Genomic DNA, 18,957 nt, shown 5'->3' with positions numbered 1-18,957 from the left:
GGTTCAGGGAGAATCCGGCGTGGGGACCCAAGCTACTTCTCGGTCGCAAGACCTGGATCCACACGGTCGCCCACGCCGGGCTCTCGGCACCCAAGGTGCCAGATCGGCAAGAGATAAGATCCACGCCGTGCGTGGATGGCATTCCACGCATGCCCCAGCGTGTGCACCAAGGTCCACACCCACCCAAGGCAGGCTGCTACGGCATCCAGCCCAGCAACTGCTGCAATCGCTGGTGCGGGTCGTCCATCTGCAGCAGCTGCAGGCGCTGCTGCTCGCTCAGCGGCAACAGCTCGGCCAGCCGCCAGCCGACCCAGCTGGCCTGGTCCAGCAACGCCGGGTTGGACGGCGCATAGGCCTCGCCGGCCTGTTCGATGATGTGCCCCAGCACCGTGGCCAGCAGCGCGTGCTGTGGTCGCAGTTCGTCGTCCGGGTCTTCCTCGCACCAGCGCACGTCGGCCACCACCAGGCCGTTGTCGCGCACGCGGGTACGCTCCACATGGAAACGGCGGGTGCCGCGCAGGCGAAGCTGCAGCACGCCATCGGCACCGACATCGAAGTCTTCGATGCGCACCTGCACACCGTAGGCCGCCGGCGTCGCCGGTGCGCCGACTTCCTCGCCATCGAGGATCAGGCAGACACCGAACCCCTCACCACTGCGGCCGCTGTCGCGGACCAGGTCCAGATAGCGGCGCTCGAAAACACGCAGGCCCACCGCCGCACCCGGCACCAGCGTGGTGTGCAGCGGAAACAGCGGCAGCGGGCTGTCGACGCTCATCGGGCCTGCAACGCGGCGAGGAAGCGGCGCGGGGCGCCGTCGAAGCCACCGTTGGACATGAACACCACGTGGTCGCCGCTACGCACGCTGGACTGCAGCTGCGCCAGCAATGCGTCGGTATCCGGCACCGCGTGGGCGTCACCACGTACCGCAGCGATCACCGCAGCGGCATCCCAGGCCAGTTCCGGGCGATGCAGGAACACCACTTCATCAGCCAGCGCCAGCGACGGTGCCAGTGCCTGCGCATGTGCGCCCAACCGCATCGAGTTGCTGCGCGGTTCCATCGCAACCACGATGCGCGCATCGCCGACCCTGGCACGCAGGCCCTCCAGCGTGGTGGCGATCGCGGTGGGGTGATGGGCGAAATCGTCGTAGACGGTGATGCCGCCATGGCTGCCGATCACTTCCATGCGGCGCTTGACGCTGCGGAAGCGCGCCAGCGCCGGGATCACCGTGGCCGGCGCCACGCCCACTGCATGCGCAGCGGCCAGCGCGGCCAGCCCGTTGAGCACGTTGTGGCGGCCCAGCAGCGACCACTGCACGTCGCCCAGCGCCTGCCCACGATGGTGCACGCGGAACGCGCTGCCATCGGCGGCCAGCAGCTCGGCATGCCACTCCAGCGACGGATCGAAACCAAACCGCTCGACCGGAGTCCAGCAGCCCATCGCCAGCACTTCGGCCAGGTGCTGATCCTCGCCGTTGACGATCAGCCGCCCACGTGCGGGCACGGTACGCACCAGGTGGTGGAACTGGCGCTGGATCGCCGCCACGTCCGGGAAGATGTCGGCGTGGTCGTATTCAAGATTGTTGAGGATGGCCACCAGCGGCCGGTAGTGCACGAACTTGCTGCGCTTGTCGAAGAAGGCCGTGTCGTACTCATCGGCTTCGACCACGAACTCGCGGCCCTGGCCCAGGCGCGCGGAGACTCCGAAATCCTCGGCGACGCCGCCGATCAGGAAGCCGGGCGAGCGCCCTGCACTTTCCAGCAGCCAGGTGAGGATGGTGGTGGTGGTGGTCTTGCCATGGGTACCGGCCACGGCCAGCGTGTCGCGGCCCGGCAGCACCTGCTCGGACAGCCACTGCGCGCCGGATATATAGCGCTGGCCGGCATCGAGCACGGCTTCCACGGCGGCATTGCCGCGCGACAGCGCGTTGCCGATCACCACCTCGTCGGTGCCGGCCGGCACGCTGTCGGCACGGTAGCCCTGGTCCAGGGTGATGCCCAGCTGTTCGAGCTGGGTCGACATCGGCGGGTAGATGGCCTGGTCGCTGCCGCTGACGGAATGCCCGAGTTCCCGCGCCAGCGCGGCCACGCCGCCCATGAAGGTGCCGGCAATTGCAAGGATATGTACGCTGCTCATGACCGAGGATTGTGACCGATGACGGCTGTATAGGGCCAATGTCCGCTATCGGGTAAGACAACCCCTACACGGGATGTGAGAAAACTCCAATCAGCTGTCAGGGAATTCCCGATAGCGATGTTCTGTGAACCCGGACACAATTCGAACTGCCAGCCGCAGTACCCGAACCGGTCCTACTCCCCAAGAGGCCATCCCCAAGGGAGCTCATGCTGCGGGGCCCTGAGCAAGCCCTTCGCTGGCGCCTGTCAAACGACACAGGCCTGATCCTCGCGGACCAGGCCTGTGTTTTTTTGCGCCCGGGGAGCCGGCAATTCGCGCCGGCCCGGCCGGATCAGGCCTTGATCGCCGCCAGGATGCGGGCTTCGATCTCGTCCAGCTCACCGACGCCATCGACGCGGGCCAGGGTGCCACGGCCGGCGTAGAAATCGACCACCGGGGCGGTCTGCTCGTTGTAGACCTGCAGGCGCTGGCGCACCGCTTCCGGATTGTCGTCGGCGCGGCCCTGCTCCTTGGCACGACCGGCGATGCGATCCACCAGCAGCTCGGTGGCCACGTCCAGCTGCACCACGGCGTCCAGCGGCTGGCCGATCTTGGCCAGCAGGCCGTCCATCGCATTGGCCTGGGCCACGTTGCGCGGGTAGCCATCGAGGATGAAGCCCTTGGCGACATCAGCCTGGGTCAGGCGCGACTCCAGCATGCCCAGCAGGATGTCGTCCGACACCAGGTTGCCGGCATCCATCACCGTCTTGGCCTGCTTGCCCAGCTCGGTGCCGGCGGCGATTTCCGCGCGCAGCATGTCACCGGTCGAAATGTGGGCGATGCCCAGCTTTTCCTTCAGGCGCGTCGCCTGTGTCCCCTTGCCCGAACCGGGCGGTCCCAACAGAACCAATCGCATTGACCTGACTCCAACGTGTTGAAAACAAAGAAGGTTCGCGTCCCGGACGGTCCGGTATCGCTGCACCGCAATAGCGCCACTTTACCGCATCCGGGTAATGTCCCTGCAATGTCCCCTCCCCCGAGCAGGTAGAAGCATGCGCAACGGTACTCTCCTTTATGCCCAGTCCGGCGGTGTCACCGCCGTCATCAACGCCACGGCGGCGGCGGTGATCGAGCAGGCGCGGGCCAAGGGCATCAAGGTCCTGGCCGCCCGCAACGGCATCCTCGGCGCCCTGCGCGAGGAGCTGATCGACACCAGCAAGGAGAGTGCCGCGGCCATCCGCGCGCTGGCCCATACCCCGGGCGGTGCCTTCGGCTCGTGCCGGGTCAAGCTGAAATCGCTGGACGCCGACCGCGCCCGCTACGACCGCCTGCTGGAGGTGCTGCGCGCGCACGACGTGCGCTGGTTCCTCTACAACGGCGGCAACGACTCGGCCGATACCGCGCTGAAGGTCTCGCAGCTGGCCAAGGCCTCCGGCTACGACCTGACCTGCATTGGCGTGCCCAAGACCATCGACAACGATCTGGCGGTGACCGACACCTGCCCCGGCTTCGGCTCGGCGGCCAAGTACACCGCCGTCTCGGTGCGCGAGGCGGCGCTGGACGTTGCGGCGATGGCCGAGACCTCCACCCGCGTCTTCATCTACGAGGCGATGGGCCGCCACGCCGGCTGGCTGGCCGCGGCCGCCGGCCTGGCTGGCAACGGTGATGACGAAGCACCGCACATCATCCTGCTGCCCGAGCGCGCCTACGACGAGGCCGCGTTCCTGGCCAAGGTGAAGGCCGTGGTCGAGCGCGTCGGCTACTGCGTGGTGGTGGCGTCGGAAGGTATCGCGACCGCAGATGGCCGCTTCGTCGCCGACGCAGGCGGCGGCAAGGACTCGTTCGGTCACTCGCAGCTGGGCGGCGTGGCCGCGCACCTTGCCGCACGGGTCAAGGACCAGCTGGGCCTGAAGGTGCACTGGGCGCTGCCCGACTACCTGCAGCGCTCGGCCCGCCACCTGGCCAGCAGGACCGACTGGGAGCAGGCACAGGCGGTCGGCAAGGCCGCCGTGCAGCTGGCACTGAAGGGCCAGAACGGCGTGATGCCGGTGATCGTGCGCAGCAGCGATGCGCCCTATCGCTGGAAGATCGAAGCGGCCCCGCTGTCGAAGATCGCCAACCACGAGAAGAAGATGCCAGCCGGCTTCATCCGCCGCGATGGCTTCGGCATCACCGCCAAGGCGCGCGCCTACCTGTCGCCGCTGATCAAGGGCGAAGCGCCGCTTCCCTATGGCACCGACGGCCTGCCGAAGTACGTCACTCTGAAGAACGTGGCGGTGAAGCAGAAGCTGCCGGCCTTCGAGGGCTGAAGTGTACCTGCGTCCTGTGCGGCGCACAGGGCGCATTGCGGCGGCCGCCGAAGCGCCCCACAATCGGGCTCCGGCCCGGGGCAAAGGGGCCGCTGCAAGCCAGATTCGACGCTGCCCGGCCCTCAAGGCCCGGGCCCGTGCTGCCATTTCACAAGGACTGTAACCATGAAGCACCCGATCCTGATCGCCGCGCTGCTGTGCGGTGCTGCCGCGCCGGCCTTCGCTGCGACCTGCGAAAGCAACTTCCAGAAGAAGGGCAATCCCTTCGTCGGCACTACCTTCACTTCATCGGTCACCCATCCTGACCTGACCGTGGCCAGCGCCATCGGCCAGATGCGGGTAATCGCCAAGAACGCCAACATGGACGTCCTCAGCGAGGACGTGGAAGGCGGCTCGATGCTGATCGAAGAGCCGGAATCCATGGCCCACAAGCCGATTCCGATGATCATCAGTGCCACCTCCGAAGGCGGCCAGGGCACCGTCGGCATGGTGGTGAAGGTCAACAAGGGCGCCATCGCCCCGGCCGACGGCGTGCGCGAAGAAATGTGCAAGCTGCTCAACCAGATCAAGCCAGGCAAGGCGGGCGAACAGGCGGCCAAGGCCACTCCGCAGGCCTCGGTGGTGACCATTGCCGCCGACCGCTTCGGCTTCCAGCTGCGCAACCAGAACAAGGACAACCCGGCCGCGGTCGAGCCGCGCTACAAGGGCAAGACCTACGCCATCACCGGTCGCATCACCACCGTGCTGCGCAGTGGCGGCACCTACAACACCAGCTTCGACCTGCCCAGCGATGGCAGCATCGATTTTGAGCGTGTGGCCATTTCCTGCTCGTTCGCAGCCAACCAGGCCGCGTATGCGCTGGCCCTGCGCCCGCGCGAGAAAGTAACGCTGACCGGCGTGGTCGACAGCTACGACCAGATCGGTCGGGTGTTGTGGCTGAAGGACTGCCGCGGCAACTGACCGCTGCCGGCATGGGAAAAGGCCCGGGTGCGCAGGCGCCCGGGCCTTTTCGTTTCCCCAGCGGTTCACGCCTGGCGCACGTGCATCGCAGGATGATGGACGCCCCGCCTGGAGGTCATCATGGCACTGCGTGTTGTTCGTCTCGGCAGCCCGCGCCAACCCGGCGAGGGCCTGCGCATCGGCACCGTGCGGCGACCACCGCGCGGCGTGCCCCGCAGCGAATTCGCGAAACGGGACTGGTACGACGTCTGGTTCCCGACTCTGTCACCCAGCGCGGAGCTGGTGAAACAGGCCCATGAGGCGAAGACAGCCGCCGACTGGACTGCGTTCTTCCGCCACTACAAGGCCGAGATGAAAGCGCCCGATGCCGCGCACGCGCTGGACCTGCTGGCCGCGATGTCGCAGCACAGCGACCTCAGCGTGGGCTGCTACTGCGAGGACGAAGCGCATTGCCATCGCAGGGCGTTGCGCGAGCTGCTGGTGGCGCGCGGGGCGACGCTGGCGGAGTGAGATCAGCCGGATGCCGGCCAGCGGCCGGCACTACCACCCGTGGACGACTGCGTGGGCGCAGCGCACGCATCATCTCAATTGCAGGCCTTGCCTTCCATCTGCAGCTGCGCGGCGAACATCGTCACCTGCGGAATCTGGCCGGCTGCCGCCTGCTTCTTGGCCTCTTCCAGATAGATGCGCGACTGGCCCTGCCCATCCAGCTCGACCTTGTTGCTCGACGGCAGGCGCCACACCCGCACCACCGCCTGCTGCGCCGGGCATGCCGCGTTGGGCACGCGGATCACATCGTTGAGCTTCCAGCCCTTGTCGGCACTCGGCTGTGCCTTGGTGTAGTCGACGAAGCGCGCACGTGGCTGGCACTGCTCGCTGGTACGCACGGCGGAGAAGCGGTACGGGGCGGCGGCATCGCCGGTGAACGCACCTTCCAGGCGTGCGCAGGCCTCGGGAATCTGCCGCAGCGTATGCACCGCGCCCACCGCCTGGGGTGCGCCCACGGCACGCTGCAGCTCCGGGGTTTCCGCAGCGAGTGCCGGCACGGCCGGGGCCAGGGCGGCGAGCATCAACAGGGACAGGCGCATGAGGGATCTCCATCGGGACTCCGCGCAGGCTTGCAGAGGCTGGCTTAACGGGGTGCAAAGGCCGGTGGCTCGCAAATCATGCCCTTGCCTGGCGGCGGGTCCGCGCGCATGTCGACGCGTTCATTGGCAGGGCGCCCACGGGTCATGCGGCGCGGCTCCCACGGGCCAGTCGAGCATGGCTCGACTCTACAAAGAGCGGCACGCATACTGCGGGCACCAGGGAATGCTGAACACCGCCATACGTCGGACGACCACCAAGGTCGGTACGGGTTGGTTCCAGGCTGCAGCCCGTCGTCCCCCTCGTGGTGCCGTTCATCGCCACTGGATGCCTACATCCATTCTGCGGAGGGGTCTAATGCTGGAACGTCACGGGCTGTCACTGGCGCTGGGCTGCGCCATTCTCGCGATCCTGTTCGGAATCGTCTCGGCGCGCTGGATCCTGCGCCAACCCACCGGCAATGAGCGCATGGTTGCGATCGCCACCGCGATCCAGGAAGGTGCGCGTGCCTACCTCAACCGTCAGTACCTGACCATCGGCATCGCCGGCGTGGTGCTGTTCGTGCTGGTCGGGGTGTTCCTCAGCTGGTACACCGCGATTGGTTTCGCGGTCGGTGCGGTGCTGTCCGGCGCCGCCGGCTACATCGGCATGAACGTGTCGGTGCGCGCCAACGTGCGCACCGCGGAGGCGGCGCGCCAGGGCATCAGCGCGGCGATGGACGTCGCCTTCCGCGGCGGCGCGATCACCGGCATGCTGGTGGTCGGGCTGGGCCTGCTGGGCGTGGCAGGCTACTACGCACTGCTGCTGCGCATGGGCCTGCCGATGGAGCAGGCGCTGCACGCGCTGGTCGGGCTGGCGTTCGGTTCGTCGCTGATCTCGATCTTCGCGCGGTTGGGCGGCGGCATCTTCACCAAAGGAGCCGACGTCGGCGCCGACCTGGTCGGCAAGGTCGAAGCCGGTATTCCCGAAGATGATCCGCGCAACCCGGCGGTGATCGCCGACAACGTCGGTGACAACGTCGGTGACTGCGCCGGCATGGCCGCCGACCTGTTCGAGACCTACGCGGTGACCGTGATCGCCACCATGCTGCTGGGCAGCCTGATGCTGGCCGAGGCCGGCGCCAACGCGGTGCTCTACCCGCTGGTGCTGGGCGGCGTATCGATCATCGCCTCGATCATCGGTGCGCTGTTCGTCAAGGTGAAGCCGGGCGGCTCGATCATGGGTGCGCTGTACAAGGGCGTGCTCGTCTCCGGCGTGCTGGCGGCGATTGCGTTCTATCCGATCACCACCGGGCTGATGTCCGACAACGTGCATGGGCCGATGGCGCTGTATGGCTGCGCGTTGATCGGGTTGGTGCTGACCGGGCTGATCGTGTGGATCACCGAGTACTACACCGGCACCCAGTACAAGCCGGTGCAGCACGTGGCGCAGGCCTCGACCACCGGCCATGGCACCAACATCATCGCCGGCCTAGGCATTTCGATGAAGTCCACCGCGCTGCCGGTGGTGGCGGTGTGTGCGGCGATCTGGGGAGCCTTCGCGCTGGGCGGCCTGTACGGCATCGCCATCGCCGCTACTGCGATGCTGTCGATGGCCGGCATGATTGTCGCCCTCGATGCCTACGGCCCGATCACCGACAACGCCGGTGGCATCGCCGAAATGGCCGAGCTGCCCTCGGAGATCCGCGACATCACCGATCCGCTGGATGCAGTGGGCAACACCACCAAGGCAGTGACCAAGGGCTATGCGATCGGATCGGCGGCGCTGGCCGCACTGGTGCTGTTCGCCGACTACACCCACAACCTGCAGGCGGCCAATCCCGGCCAGGAGTTCCGCTTCGATCTCAGCGACCACACGGTGATCATCGGCCTGCTGATCGGCGGCCTGATTCCCTACCTGTTCGGTGCGATGGCGATGGAAGCGGTCGGCCGCGCCGCCGGTGCGGTGGTGGAGGAAGTGCGCCGCCAGTTCCGCGAGATCCCCGGCATCATGCAGGGCACCGGCAAGCCCCAGTACGACAGGGCGGTGGACATGCTGACCCGCTCGGCGATCCGCGAAATGATCGTGCCGTCATTGCTGCCGGTGGCGGTGCCGGTGGTGGTCGGCTTGCTGCTGGGGCCACGCGCGCTGGGCGGCCTGCTGATCGGCACCATCGTGACCGGCCTGTTCGTGGCCATTTCGATGACCACCGGCGGCGGTGCCTGGGACAACGCCAAGAAGTACATCGAGGATGGCCACTTCGGCGGCAAGGGCAGCGAGGCACACAAGGCGGCAGTGACCGGCGACACCGTCGGCGATCCGTACAAGGACACCGCCGGCCCGGCGATCAATCCGCTGATCAAGATCATCAACATCGTGGCGCTGCTGCTGGTGCCGCTGTTGTAGATCCGCGCCATGCGTGGATGACGGCCTCGATGGGGTCAGAGCCCTTTCCTGCGGAAAGGGATCCGACCCCACCGTCAATCACCGCCCACGCAGGAAGAACGACACCGGCACCATCACTTCCACCGGGTCGCCGGCCATTTCGGCCGGCGGCGCCGGCAGCGGGCTGGCCCGCTGCACGGTGTCCAGCGTCTCCTGGTCGAGCAGCGCGAAGCCACTGCTGCGGCCCAGTTTCAACCCCGAGACCGCGCCATCGCGGGCCACGGCAAAGCGCACGTAGACCACGCCCTGCTGGCGCAGCCGCTCGGCCTGGCGTGGATAGCGCCGGTGCTGCTGCAGGTGCCCGAGCAGGCGTCCTTCCCAGGTCGCCTCGGCACGACTGCGCTCACCCGCCGTGGTCTGCGGCGCGGTGTAGCGTGCGGCAGCGTCGGCGGCCACCTGCGGCGGTGCGCTGGTCTGCGCGACGTTGGCATCGGCGCTGTCCGGCGCGGGCGCTGGTTCCGGCGCTTCTGGCGGAGGCAGCTCACCCTGCGGCTGCACGGGTGCCTTGGGTTGCTCACGCACGGCTGGCGCTGGCGCCTGCTGCCGCTGCTGTTGCTGCTGCAGCGGCCCGGTGGCGACCTCGCGCGGCGGCGCCGGCGGTGCCTGCGCCATCGGCGCCAGCTCCAGCGTCAGCGCTGCCGGGGGAGCCGTTGCAGCCTGCACCGGTGCGCGCGCCACCCACCAGCAGGCCGCGCCGATCAACAGCGCGTGCACCAGCAGTACGATCGCCAGGCTGGTCGCCCAGCGCCGCAGTCCGCTCATTGCGTGCGCTGCTCCAGGCCGACCAGTGCCACCTTCAGGTAGCCCGCCGCACGCAGCGCATCCAAGGTGGCCATCAATTCGCCGTAGGGCACGCGGGTGTCGGCGCGCAGGAAGATGCGTTGCGCGGTATCACTGTGGGTGGCCACCTGCAATGCAGCCGCCAGCCCGTCACGCGCCACCGCCTGCTCGCCGACGCGCAGCGACAGGTCGGCCTGCACGGTCACGTACACCGGTGCCTGTTCCGGCGGCGCGGCATTGGCGCTGCTGGCCGGCAGCTGCACCGGCACCGACACCGTGGCCAGCGGTGCGGTCACCATGAAGATGATCAACAGCACCAGCATCACGTCGATGAAGGGCGTGACATTGATCTCGTGCGCTTCTTCGGGGGCATCGTCGCGGTCGGACGCGGTCCTGATCGCCATCGTCGCGCCTCAGTGCACCGCGCGCAGCGGCGCCGCAGCGGCACGCGGGACGGCACGATCAAGATCGCGCGACACCAGCTGCTGCACGGCCGCCGACAGATCGCCGAGCAGCCCCCGCAGGCCGGCCAGCACGCGGCTGAAATGGTTGTAGACCAGCACCGCGGGAATCGCCGCGACCAGGCCGAGCGCTGTCGCCAACAGGGCCTCGGCGATGCCGGGCGCAACCACCGCCAGGCTGGTGGTGTTGCTGTGGGCGATGCCGATGAAACTGTTCATGATCCCCCACACCGTACCGAACAGGCCGACGAACGGCGCCACCGCGCCGATGCTGGCGAGCGCGCCGATACCGCGCCGCTGCACGCGCGCGGTTTCCAGCTCGATGCGTTCCAGGCGCGAGGCGACGCGCTCCTTGATGCCGTCGTGGCTGTCCAGCTCCTGCGACAGGCGCAGTTCGGTGCGTGCAGCGTCCAGCATCGTCAGTGCAGCGCCCTGTTGCAGGGTCGCTTCTTCGCTCTGCGTCGGCAGCTGTGCGGACTGCAGCAACAGCGCGCGTGCCGCACGCAGCTGCCGGGCCTGCCGCGCCAGCTCCCAGCCCTTGGCCAGCAGCACGGTCCAGGTGGCCAGCGACGCCAGTGCCAGCGCGATCATCACGGCCTTCACCACCACGTCGGCGGCCAGGTACATGCCCCACGGGGTCAATGCGGGGGCGGCCACAGGGGCCAGGTCAGCAGGCAGCATCGTCTCGGTTTCCATCAGCATCAGGGGTCGCTGCGCGACGGCGGGTCGCACGCGGATCATTGGCGTCGTCCACTTCCACGACCGGATGGGGCTGCAGCCGCGGCGCGGGTCGGCTGAGCACGTAGCCGGCGCTGACCGCGAAGAACAGGCCCACGCCCAGCAGCAGGCGCCACGACGGGTGCGCTCCCCAGCAGAACAGCGCAAAACCGACGGCCATGCCGGCACTGGCGAATGCCTTGCCCTTGCGCGACACCGCACCCTGCTCACGCCACAGCCGCAGTGACGGGCCGTAGCGCGGATGCGCCAGCAGGCGCTGCTCGAACTTCGGCGAGCTGCGTGCGAAGCAGCCCACGGCGAGGATCAGGAAGATGGTGGTCGGCATCACCGGCAGCAACGCGCCGATCACCCCGAGGCCGACCATCAACCATCCCAGCGCGAACCAGAGCCAACGCATCAGCGCTGCATCCGCAGGCGGGCACCAGGCATCAGGCGAATTCCACTTCGACGTGGCCGTGCACGCTGCGGAACGCGGCGTCGGCCGCATCGATCACCTGCTGCTCCTGCCTGGCACTCAGCGGTACCGCGTCCAGCGCAGCGGTGAACTCGCGCCAGTGGCGCGCCGCGCCATCCGGATGCGCGGCCAGGTGGCGGGCGCCGAAATCACGATCCAGGCCGAGCCTGGCGGCCATCTTGTACAGCACGGTGCCGCCCAGGTTGGACCCTTCGGCCACATACAGCCACCCCAACGCGGCGGGCAGTTCCAGATCGGACGGCAACGCCGCGATGTCGGCCCCGGGCAGCGTCTGCTCCAGATCCTGCAGGTCGCGCGCCACCTGGGCCAGGCGGCGGCGCTCGCCCAGGTCCGGCAGCAGTGCGTCCAGCGCAGCGTTGGCATACAGCGCATCGATGCTGCGATGGAAGCGGTACTGCACGCGCAGGAACCGGGCGAAGTTGCTGCGGTCGGCGAAGATGTCACCGGCCATGATGCGCTTGTCCAGGGCGCCATGGCTGTCGCGGGTGGCGGCCTTGAGCCGCAGGCTGCGGCTGTCTTCAGGGGCGGTGTGTGCGTTCATGAGGGATGCCAAGGGGGTCGTCCTGCTGTAGACGTTCGCCACGGGGCTTTCCCCAAGGCTATGTGCGCCGATAATGGCGCATCCCTTCTACCGCAGGAACCGACGATGATCACCACCGAACCGCGCATGACCAACCTGTTCCTGCAGCTGGGCCTGGACGCCAGCGCCGAGGGCATCGCCCGCTTCATCCGCGAGCACCAGCTGGCCACCGATGTGGAAGTGGTCGAGGCACCGTACTGGAACGATGCGCAGCGCCAGTTTCTGTCCGAGTCGCTGCAGGCCGATGCGGCATGGACCACCGTGGTGGATGAGCTGAACGAGTCGCTGCACGAGGACGCGGTGAAGGCGGCGACGGGGCTGTAAGCGGGGTATCCCCCGCTGGTGGGGTCAGAGCCCTTTCCGGAGGAAAGGGATCCGACCCCGCCGCTCATCCTTTCCGGAGGAAAGGGATCCGACCCCAGCGCTCATCCGCGACCGATCAGTACTTCCAGGTCAACGCCAGCCGGGCCGTACGGCCCGGTGCCGGCATCACGCCCAGGGCCAGCGGGTCCAGGTAGTAACGATCGGTCAGGTTGTCCACGCCGGCTTCCACCGAGAGCTGGTCGTTGAAGCTCCAGCTGGCGAACAGGTCGACCAGCGTGGTCGGCCGGTACAACTGCTGGATCGCCGACAGGCCCACGTTCCAGTCCTTGTCCAGCTTGCTGATCGGGCCAGCGTTGTGGACCACGCGGGTGCCGAAGGTCAGGCGCTCGTCGAACAGGCGCGAGCCCAGGGTCAGGTTGACCATGTAGCGCGGCGGGTTCTGGGTATTGGTGTACGAGCCCTCGAAGCCGCCGTCCACGCAGTCGGGCGTGTTGGCCAGCTCGCCGTTCCTGCGCTGCGCCCCATAGGCACGGCGCTCGGCGGCGATGTCCGGCGCGCAGGTCTTGGCCTTGGAGTAGTAGTGCGCGGACAGATCGGCAAATACCTTGCCGCTGTCATAGCTGGACTGGAACTCCATGCCCGAAACCTTGAACTGGTCGACGTTGCGGATCAGGCCCGCCGACAGCGTGCGGTAGTCACGGGTGATCAGGTCGTCGATACGGGTATCGAAATACGCCAGCTTCAGCGCCAGGCGGTCGCCGGCAGTGAACAGGTCGTGGCGGAGGGTGCTGGCGCCGATTTCCCAGCTGCGCGCGCGCTCCGGCTTAAGCTCGCCCACCGGTTTGGCGGCGGTGAACAGGCCCAGCGTGGTCTCGAACAGGCTCGGCAGCTTGGTGCCTTCGGCGTACTTCACGTAGACCAGGGTGTCTTCGCTGAAGCGGTAGGCCACGCTGGCGGTCGGCGAGAACGCGCTGTCGCGACGGCGGATCGGCTGCGACCAGGTCCAGCTGACCGGCACCTCCAGGTCCTGCGCCTTGCCGGCGTCGTAGAAATTCCAGCCCGCGATGTCCGCCACCGTGCCCTTCTTGTACGGCGAGGCCAGCAGCGATTCCTGGGTGAAGTTGCCGTTGGCATCTGGATACCAGTTCAGCAGCGCGATGCGCTTGGCCCGCCACGACGGCAGCGCCGGGTTGCCATTGAGCAGCTCGGTGTAGCGGTACTGGCCCTGCACCTCATAGGCATCAGGCGTGGCCAGGCGGTTGCGGTCATGCACATCCACGCGGTTCCAGCGGCCACCGGCCAGCAGCTCCCAGTGCTCATCGGGCTGCCACTTCAGCGAGGCCACCGCGCTGTATTCCTTGCGCTCGGCGTTGCGCAGGAAACGGTTGTTGACCAGATCGTCGTGCATGACCGGCCCCGAACTGCCCGGCGCGATGTCTTCGTCGCTGTAGGACAGGCCGTAGTCCAGCGTGAACGCGCCGGCCCGGGTGTCGAACTTCGAGGTATTGCTGACATCCAGGCCGAAGCGCTTCTGTCGCAGCGGATTGCGGTAGGCATCCTTGTAGCCGGGGTCGCCACTGAAGCTGGGCGCGTCGTACCACTCGGTGCGGCGGTCGAAGTACCACGGGGTGATGCCGGTCAGGCTGTTGTACATCACGCTGTCGGTGTCGGTGTACGCGGCGTTGACGCGCAGGTCGATCAGCTCGCTGTCCGGATTGAAGCGGTAGCGCAGGCTGTAGCTGTCCATGTCGACGTGGCCCGGATCCCACTGTGGAATGCGGTCACGATCCACGCGGATGATCTGCGAGGCCATGATCTCGCCGGCAGTGCCTTCATAGCGGCGATAGCCGGCTTCCAGCGTCTGCGTGTCGTCGATGCGCCAGGCACCCTTGAGCAGCGCCGACTTCGAGCGCGAAGAGGTATTGAAAACCTCGGTGCGCGGCGGATTCAGCGGCGCCAGCGTGCGCCGATCCTGCGGGAAGTCGTCGTAGCCATGGCGGCCGGAGAAGTAGTTGCCGTTGTCACGGTAGGCGTAAGCGGCGACCAGATCGAAGCGGTCCCAGTGCCCTGCGGCGGCCACGTTGAAGAACTGGCTGCCGGTGGCGCTGCGATCGGTGCGCGGTGCCGCACTGTAGGACGGCAGGCTGTTGGCACTGCCATTGGCCAGGCCGCCGCGCACGCGCACGCCGACGTCGCGGCCCTCGCGCAGCACGTCACCGATCTTCAACGTCTCCATCTCGACCACGCCGCCGATGCCACCGGACGCGTTGGCCTGCAGGCTCGGCCCCTTGGTGATGGTCAGGCTGGAGATCAGGTCCGGGTCGAGGTAGGTGCGCTGCGACTGGCCGGCGTAGCCACGGTAGGTATCCATGCTGGACTGGCCACCGTCGATGATCACCGGCACGCGGCCCTGGCCCTGGATACCGCGGATGTTGACGTCGAAGCCGTTGCCCACGCGCGGATCACCGGCGGTGACACCGGCCACACCCTTGACGATGTCGCCGTTGGAGGTGCCGCGGAAACGCTCCAGATGCGTGCGATTGAGCGTGGTGGTCGAACCCACGCTGCGATAGCTGTCGAGCAGGCGTGCTTCATCACTGGTCGCGCCGCTCCCGACGCGGTCGCCGGCCACACTCAGCGTGTCGGTGACGATCACACCACTGTCGGCCTGCAACGGCGTTGCCGCTTCCAGGGTGACCGCATCGGCGCTGACCCGGCGCACTGCCAGGCCACTGCCCTGCAGCAGCTGCTGCAGCGCCTCGTTGGCCGACAGGCTGCCGCCGACCGCGCGAGAGGTTACGCCACGTGCCAGCGATGCGGGATAGACCACCTGCACACCGGACTGGCGCATGTAGCTGCGCAGCGCGTCATCCAGCGGTTGCGCCGGAATATCGAAGCGCAGCACGGCCGCGTGGTCGCTGCTGGCGCTCTGCGCCAGTACGGACGGCGCGGCACTGGCCAGGCCGGCGGCGAGCAACGCGATGCACAGGCGGGACGGGCGCAGCACGCGGCCCGGGCGATGGAAGTCGAACATGGGGGAACCTGTCAGGTAATCGGTGCCGCGAACGCGGCGTCATCCGCAACACGGGCGGACACGGCGACGTACGTGGCGGCGGCGGGTACGTTCGCGGAGTAAGACGGATGAAAGCGTGGCAACCCCAAGGGGATTTGCAGTCGAAGCAGGTGCCGACGGTTGCGTGGCTGGTTGCAGTGGTGGGTGCCGACCGTTGGTCGGCACCGGGGCAATGGCGTGAATCTACCGATGGACGATGGCGACGCCGAGCGGCAGCCGGGTCACCTGCAATCCAGCCGTCGCGGCCAGCGCATCCAGCGCCTGTTCCGGGCGGTCGATGCGCAACGCCGCGCTTACCGCCGGCAGCTGCGATAGATCACCACGCACGAAGGTCGGGCCAGCGCGATAGCGCCCCACCCATTGCACCGCGTCAGCGACGCGGGCCTGTTCCAACAGCAGCTCGCCCTGACGCCAGGCGCCGACGCTGTCGGCCGCAACGTCCCCCAATCGCCTCACACCACTGTGTTCACCGTAGGCCGCGCGCTGGCCCTGCTGCAGGTAGGTCCAGCCACCGTCAACCGGGCTGGCCATCCGTACCCTGCCCTGCCCGACCTGGGTTTCCACCTGGTCGTGGCCCCGCGCCACGGTGAAGGCGGTCGAGATGTCCTCGACCACGCCATTGCCGGCGCGCACGCTGAAACGTCGCTGCGCATCCGGACTGACCTCGAACCAGGCACGCCCGTGCAACAGCTCGACCTGGCGGGCGTTCGCATCAAAGTGCACGGCAATCGCACTGTCGGCGTCCAGCACCGCACGGCTGCCATCAGGCAGCAGTACGTTCTGCACCTGGTGCGTGCTGCGGTGATCGGACTGCAGGCGCAGCCACGCCTCCGGCCATGCCACCAGCATCGCCAGCATTGCCGCCGCAGCCATGGCCCAACGCCGTCGGCGCGGGCGTCGACCAGCCACGCGGGCCGGCTGCGCTCGCGGCCCGACGCTGCGCCACAGCGCGCGCTCGTGTTCGAAGGCCCTGCGGTGCCCCGGCTGTTGCAGCCAGTGTTCGAACGCCTGCATGCGCGCGTCGCTGATATCGCCCGAGGCCAGCCACGCGATCCAGTCCCGGGCCTGCTCGGCCAGGGCATCGTCATTGGCGGCAGGCAGCATGTTCGGCGGGCTCATCGGCTGGCGGACAGGCGCATTCAAGCGCGGGGCGGAGAAACTGGACCGCATCCACGGTCCAATGATCAAGACGTTTGCGCGAAGGCCAGCCCCAAGGCGGCGCGATCATCGGCCGCTGCGGGCCCAGGCCAGGCGCTGCAGCGCGGTGCGTACGTGATTCTCCACCGTGGTCACCGATACCCCAAGGCGGCGTGCGATCTCGGCCTGGGTCAGGCCCTGAAGGCGGTTGAGCCGGAAGATGGTGCGGGTCGGCTCCGGCAGATGGCCGGCCGCGTCGAGTACCCGCTGCAGCTCGTCCTGCGCCATGGCCTGCTCTTCGGTGGAGATCACCTCGTCCGGCCCCCACAGGTAGTGATCGGCCAACAGGCGGTTGCGCCGGGTCGACTCGCGGCCGTGGTCGGTGGCCAGGTTGGCGGCCAGCCGGTACAGATAGGCGCGCGGATTGTCGATGGCCTGGCTGTCATCGACCCCACGCGCCTTGAACCACACCGCCTGGATCACGTCCTCGGCGCCGTTGTCGCCCCCCAGTATCCGTTGCACCCGGCGCAGCAGCGCTGGCCGCTCGCGGATCAGCAGTTCGGTAAGGGAGGCAGCATTGGAGGACATGCGCGGAGCCGGGACGACAGACGGGAGGCGCCGCGCATGCTACTCCGCAAATGCGAATCAGTCACGTTTGCATTGTCGAAATGGTCACAGGCAATCAGTCAGCCCCTCGTAAACGTGGGTGCTGGTTCCGGGCAGGGTGGCATGCAGGGCTTCATGCCCGGCGCGCTCCCACGCTGCCAGCAGCTCGTCCAGGCGGGTTCCCGCCGCCAGTGGCAGCATGCAGGCATAGCGTCCCTGATCAACATCGATCTGCCCGGTCTTCTGGACCCAGGTGTAGCTCCCGGCGAACGTCCAGACACAACGGGCCACGACACCGGTGGCCCGCTGCACTGAGCAACGCAAGCGCATCGCCCGCAGGTTGTAATACTGCCCTTCGCAGAAGGTATCCCCACAGATATCGTCAAAGCCGCGCACCAACAGACGTTCGGCCGCCAGGAAGCGCTCGCGCCCGGTTGCCGGATTCGGGTAGTCACGGGCATCGACAAATTGAGGGGTCGCCTGGGCGTTGGCTGCCATCAGCAGCGCGCAGACCAGCCATCGTGCCGGGAAGACGCGCATCACCCCACCCTCCCGGTCTTCCGGAGGCACTCCGGCAGCGCGTCGAACAGGCCATGGTCAAGTCCAGGCAGGTTCGCCGTCAGGCCATCTGGTGCTTCCAGTGAAGCATGGAAGGCGTCAACAGGTACCCCTGGCCCCAACTCCAACGGACAGACCCAGCGGCCATTGTCGACCTGCACCTCCCCGGTATCGGCCTGCACGGCCAGCTCGCTGGCCACCACCACCCAGGCACAGCGCTGCACCGTTCCGCGATGGGCCAGCACCGCGCAGCGGACCTCCATCACCCGGTAGTTGCTGTACTCACCTTCGCACCAGGTATCGGCACAGAGCCGGTCGAACTCCCTTGCCAGGGCGGCCTGCAGCCCGTAGGCGCGCTCCCAGTTGGCCTCGGGCCGGGGGTAATCGATCAGGTCCACGTGCAGACCGCGGGCGGAGACAGGCAGGGACGCCAGCAACAGCACGACCCCCATGCATCGGGCATACCAGGACATCGGCGGAACTCCTCGGGAATGAGCGTCCAGCCTGCGCCGGCAGACCCTCCTGGCCCATCGGCCAAGGGCGGCGCCCCCCGTCAGGCCTTGCCGCGTCGGCAAGTCGGCCACCCGCCCGCTGCACAGCGCCCGGCAAAGGCATAAAATGGTGAGCTATCCGTCTATATCCCCCCCACCTGGAGCACACCATGGGTCTGGAACTCGTCTCGCCCGGCAAGAACCCGCCGGAAGAAATCAACGTCATCATCGAGATCCCGAAGGACTCGGAGCCGGTGAAGTACGAAGTGGACAAGGAAACCGGCGCGATCTTCGTCGACCGCATCCTCTCCACCCCGATGCGCTACCCGTGCAACTACGGCTACGTGCCGAGCACGCTGTGTGGCGACGGCGATCCGGCCGACGTGCTGGTGGTGCTGCCGCTGCCGCTGGTGCCGGGCTCGGTCGTGCGCTGCCGTCCGGTCGGCGTGCTGAAGATGAGCGATGAGGCGGGCAGCGACGAGAAGATCCTGGCCGTGCCGGTCTCGAAGATCTTCAGCGGCTACGCCCACGTCGAAGACATCGCCCAGGTCTCGAGCCACTGGCTGGAGCGCATCGGCCACTTCTTCGAGCACTACAAGGACCTGGAGAAGGGCAAGTGGGTCAAGCTGGACGGTTGGGGCGGCGCCGCTGAGGCCAAGCAGATCCTGATCGAGGCGCACCAGCGCCATCTCGACAGCAAGGCCTGAGCCTGAACCGGATCGCTCCGGCGGTACCCTGCCGGAGCGATGCGGGTCACGTTTCATGACGACGGCACATCACTCTTGCTGCCGTATTAGGTAAATTGCGTCACTTCACACGTCATCGACATCCATCGTCGAG

General features: G+C 67.7%; 20 protein-coding genes. 6 read left to right on the top strand and 14 right to left on the bottom strand.

The features are described 5' to 3' along the window. Positions 1-196 precede the first annotated feature (196 nt). From VG561_RS20400 to VG561_RS20390, 3 genes are all read right to left on the bottom strand, one after another. A complete protein-coding gene (locus VG561_RS20400) occupies positions 197-775 on the bottom strand; it encodes an LON peptidase substrate-binding domain-containing protein (protein ID WP_032956024.1) in 579 nt (192 codons plus the stop codon). Beyond that, complete coding sequence (gene mpl / locus VG561_RS20395; protein ID WP_049440504.1) at positions 772-2,136, bottom strand: UDP-N-acetylmuramate:L-alanyl-gamma-D-glutamyl-meso-diaminopimelate ligase; 1,365 nt, start codon at positions 2,134-2,136, stop codon at positions 772-774. Before mpl ends, VG561_RS20400 begins: the two co-directional genes overlap by 4 nt. Positions 2,137-2,467: 331 nt before the next feature. Next, the gene (locus tag VG561_RS20390; protein WP_032956019.1) at positions 2,468-3,031 is read right to left on the bottom strand and encodes an adenylate kinase; all 564 of its coding nucleotides are present in this window, start codon (positions 3,029-3,031) and stop codon (positions 2,468-2,470) included. A 136-nt stretch (positions 3,032-3,167) separates the two neighbouring features. On the opposite strand from VG561_RS20390, the gene VG561_RS20385 reads away from it, so the two are divergent. The 3 genes from VG561_RS20385 (at position 3,168) to VG561_RS20375 (ending at position 5,894) form a co-directional block, all read left to right on the top strand. After that, positions 3,168-4,424 (top strand): 6-phosphofructokinase, encoded by a 1,257-nt coding sequence (locus VG561_RS20385; protein WP_014648312.1) that lies wholly within the window; start codon positions 3,168-3,170, stop codon positions 4,422-4,424. Between the two features lie 165 nt (positions 4,425-4,589). Next, the gene (locus VG561_RS20380) at positions 4,590-5,384 is read left to right on the top strand and encodes a hypothetical protein (protein WP_046432358.1); all 795 of its coding nucleotides are present in this window, start codon (positions 4,590-4,592) and stop codon (positions 5,382-5,384) included. 120 nt (positions 5,385-5,504) lie between these two features. After that, positions 5,505-5,894, top strand: a complete 390-nt coding sequence (locus tag VG561_RS20375) for a DUF488 domain-containing protein (RefSeq protein ID WP_014648313.1) — start codon at positions 5,505-5,507, stop codon at positions 5,892-5,894. Between the two features lie 74 nt (positions 5,895-5,968). Here VG561_RS20375 and VG561_RS20370 read toward each other — a convergent pair whose 3' ends face one another. After that, the gene (locus tag VG561_RS20370; protein ID WP_014648314.1) at positions 5,969-6,472 is read right to left on the bottom strand and encodes a hypothetical protein; all 504 of its coding nucleotides are present in this window, start codon (positions 6,470-6,472) and stop codon (positions 5,969-5,971) included. Between the two features lie 355 nt (positions 6,473-6,827). Between VG561_RS20370 and VG561_RS20365 the strand changes: the two genes are divergently transcribed. Continuing rightward, positions 6,828-8,855: a sodium-translocating pyrophosphatase gene (locus VG561_RS20365; RefSeq protein ID WP_262093071.1), complete on the top strand. Its 2,028-nt coding sequence runs from the start codon at positions 6,828-6,830 to the stop codon at positions 8,853-8,855. Between the two features lie 78 nt (positions 8,856-8,933). Here the strand turns inward: VG561_RS20365 and VG561_RS20360 are convergent, their stop codons facing one another. The 5 genes from VG561_RS20360 to VG561_RS20340 are packed head-to-tail and all read right to left on the bottom strand — an operon-like array spanning position 8,934 to position 11,889. Next, the gene (locus VG561_RS20360; RefSeq protein ID WP_046432361.1) at positions 8,934-9,656 is read right to left on the bottom strand and encodes an energy transducer TonB; all 723 of its coding nucleotides are present in this window, start codon (positions 9,654-9,656) and stop codon (positions 8,934-8,936) included. Continuing rightward, positions 9,653-10,078, bottom strand: a complete 426-nt coding sequence (gene exbD, locus VG561_RS20355; RefSeq protein WP_142235208.1) for a TonB system transport protein ExbD — start codon at positions 10,076-10,078, stop codon at positions 9,653-9,655. The genes VG561_RS20360 and exbD overlap by 4 nt, the downstream gene beginning before the upstream one ends. Before the next feature lie 9 nt (positions 10,079-10,087). After that, a complete protein-coding gene (gene exbB, locus VG561_RS20350; RefSeq protein ID WP_014648318.1) occupies positions 10,088-10,816 on the bottom strand; it encodes a tonB-system energizer ExbB in 729 nt (242 codons plus the stop codon). Then, positions 10,803-11,270, bottom strand: a complete 468-nt coding sequence (locus tag VG561_RS20345) for a YbaN family protein (RefSeq protein WP_053495203.1) — start codon at positions 11,268-11,270, stop codon at positions 10,803-10,805. Before VG561_RS20345 ends, exbB begins: the two co-directional genes overlap by 14 nt. 31 nt (positions 11,271-11,301) lie before the next feature. Further along, entirely contained in the window at positions 11,302-11,889 is a 588-nt protein-coding gene (locus tag VG561_RS20340; protein WP_262093070.1) for a biliverdin-producing heme oxygenase, read from the bottom strand. 105 nt (positions 11,890-11,994) lie between these two features. Here VG561_RS20340 and VG561_RS20335 point away from each other — a divergent pair, with 105 nt between their 5' ends. Continuing rightward, on the top strand, positions 11,995-12,252 hold the full coding sequence (locus VG561_RS20335) for a DUF2789 domain-containing protein (RefSeq protein WP_006390068.1): 258 nt from the start codon (positions 11,995-11,997) through the stop codon (positions 12,250-12,252). A gap of 115 nt (positions 12,253-12,367) precedes the next feature. Here VG561_RS20335 and VG561_RS20330 read toward each other — a convergent pair whose 3' ends face one another. The 5 genes from VG561_RS20330 to VG561_RS20310 all read right to left on the bottom strand — a co-directional run bounded on the left by VG561_RS20330 (position 12,368) and on the right by VG561_RS20310 (position 18,099). Continuing rightward, positions 12,368-15,286, bottom strand: a complete 2,919-nt coding sequence (locus VG561_RS20330) for a TonB-dependent receptor (RefSeq protein ID WP_142235205.1) — start codon at positions 15,284-15,286, stop codon at positions 12,368-12,370. A 222-nt stretch (positions 15,287-15,508) separates the two neighbouring features. Continuing rightward, entirely contained in the window at positions 15,509-16,444 is a 936-nt protein-coding gene (locus VG561_RS20325) for a FecR family protein (RefSeq protein WP_142235204.1), read from the bottom strand. Between the two features lie 105 nt (positions 16,445-16,549). Continuing rightward, positions 16,550-17,050 (bottom strand): RNA polymerase sigma factor, encoded by a 501-nt coding sequence (locus VG561_RS20320; protein ID WP_014038389.1) that lies wholly within the window; start codon positions 17,048-17,050, stop codon positions 16,550-16,552. An 84-nt stretch (positions 17,051-17,134) separates the two neighbouring features. Further along, on the bottom strand, positions 17,135-17,608 hold the full coding sequence (locus tag VG561_RS20315) for a hypothetical protein (RefSeq protein WP_126411340.1): 474 nt from the start codon (positions 17,606-17,608) through the stop codon (positions 17,135-17,137). Then, positions 17,608-18,099, bottom strand: coding sequence for a hypothetical protein (locus VG561_RS20310; protein ID WP_142235203.1), 492 nt, complete (start codon positions 18,097-18,099; stop codon positions 17,608-17,610). Before VG561_RS20310 ends, VG561_RS20315 begins: the two co-directional genes overlap by 1 nt. 188 nt (positions 18,100-18,287) lie before the next feature. Here VG561_RS20310 and ppa point away from each other — a divergent pair, with 188 nt between their 5' ends. Continuing rightward, entirely contained in the window at positions 18,288-18,824 is a 537-nt protein-coding gene (gene ppa, locus VG561_RS20305) for an inorganic diphosphatase (RefSeq protein WP_005410935.1), read from the top strand. Positions 18,825-18,957: the final 133 nt, after the last annotated feature.

Origin of the sequence: Stenotrophomonas sp. CASM110, assembly GCF_049384345.1 — a bacterium.
Taxonomy (GTDB): domain Bacteria; phylum Pseudomonadota; class Gammaproteobacteria; order Xanthomonadales; family Xanthomonadaceae; genus Stenotrophomonas; species Stenotrophomonas muris.
Note: the sequence above shows the minus strand (reverse complement) of the source record. Positions and strands in the feature narration are given on the sequence as shown.

Bases quoted from the DNA above. Each gene is read 5' to 3' on its own strand.
- VG561_RS20365 (WP_262093071.1), top strand. From the start codon at position 6,828: ATGCTGGAACGTCACGGGCTGTCACTGGCGCTGGGCTGCGCCATTCTC.
- VG561_RS20375 (WP_014648313.1), top strand. From the start codon at position 5,505: ATGGCACTGCGTGTTGTTCGTCTCGGCAGCCCGCGCCAACCCGGCGAG.
- VG561_RS20320 (WP_014038389.1), bottom strand. From the start codon at position 17,050: ATGTCCTCCAATGCTGCCTCCCTTACCGAACTGCTGATCCGCGAGCGG.
- exbD (WP_142235208.1), bottom strand. From the start codon at position 10,078: ATGGCGATCAGGACCGCGTCCGACCGCGACGATGCCCCCGAAGAAGCG.
- exbB (WP_014648318.1), bottom strand. From the start codon at position 10,816: ATGCTGCCTGCTGACCTGGCCCCTGTGGCCGCCCCCGCATTGACCCCG.
- VG561_RS20380 (WP_046432358.1), top strand. From the start codon at position 4,590: ATGAAGCACCCGATCCTGATCGCCGCGCTGCTGTGCGGTGCTGCCGCG.
- VG561_RS20340 (WP_262093070.1), bottom strand. From the start codon at position 11,889: ATGAACGCACACACCGCCCCTGAAGACAGCCGCAGCCTGCGGCTCAAG.
- ppa (WP_005410935.1), top strand. From the start codon at position 18,288: ATGGGTCTGGAACTCGTCTCGCCCGGCAAGAACCCGCCGGAAGAAATC.
- VG561_RS20345 (WP_053495203.1), bottom strand. From the start codon at position 11,270: ATGCGTTGGCTCTGGTTCGCGCTGGGATGGTTGATGGTCGGCCTCGGG.
- VG561_RS20335 (WP_006390068.1), top strand. From the start codon at position 11,995: ATGATCACCACCGAACCGCGCATGACCAACCTGTTCCTGCAGCTGGGC.
- VG561_RS20370 (WP_014648314.1), bottom strand. From the start codon at position 6,472: ATGCGCCTGTCCCTGTTGATGCTCGCCGCCCTGGCCCCGGCCGTGCCG.
- mpl (WP_049440504.1), bottom strand. From the start codon at position 2,136: ATGAGCAGCGTACATATCCTTGCAATTGCCGGCACCTTCATGGGCGGC.
- VG561_RS20390 (WP_032956019.1), bottom strand. From the start codon at position 3,031: ATGCGATTGGTTCTGTTGGGACCGCCCGGTTCGGGCAAGGGGACACAG.
- VG561_RS20385 (WP_014648312.1), top strand. From the start codon at position 3,168: ATGCGCAACGGTACTCTCCTTTATGCCCAGTCCGGCGGTGTCACCGCC.
- VG561_RS20360 (WP_046432361.1), bottom strand. From the start codon at position 9,656: ATGAGCGGACTGCGGCGCTGGGCGACCAGCCTGGCGATCGTACTGCTG.
- VG561_RS20310 (WP_142235203.1), bottom strand. From the start codon at position 18,099: ATGTCCTGGTATGCCCGATGCATGGGGGTCGTGCTGTTGCTGGCGTCC.
- VG561_RS20315 (WP_126411340.1), bottom strand. From the start codon at position 17,608: ATGCGCGTCTTCCCGGCACGATGGCTGGTCTGCGCGCTGCTGATGGCA.
- VG561_RS20400 (WP_032956024.1), bottom strand. From the start codon at position 775: ATGAGCGTCGACAGCCCGCTGCCGCTGTTTCCGCTGCACACCACGCTG.
- VG561_RS20325 (WP_142235204.1), bottom strand. From the start codon at position 16,444: ATGAGCCCGCCGAACATGCTGCCTGCCGCCAATGACGATGCCCTGGCC.
- VG561_RS20330 (WP_142235205.1), bottom strand. From the start codon at position 15,286: ATGTTCGACTTCCATCGCCCGGGCCGCGTGCTGCGCCCGTCCCGCCTG.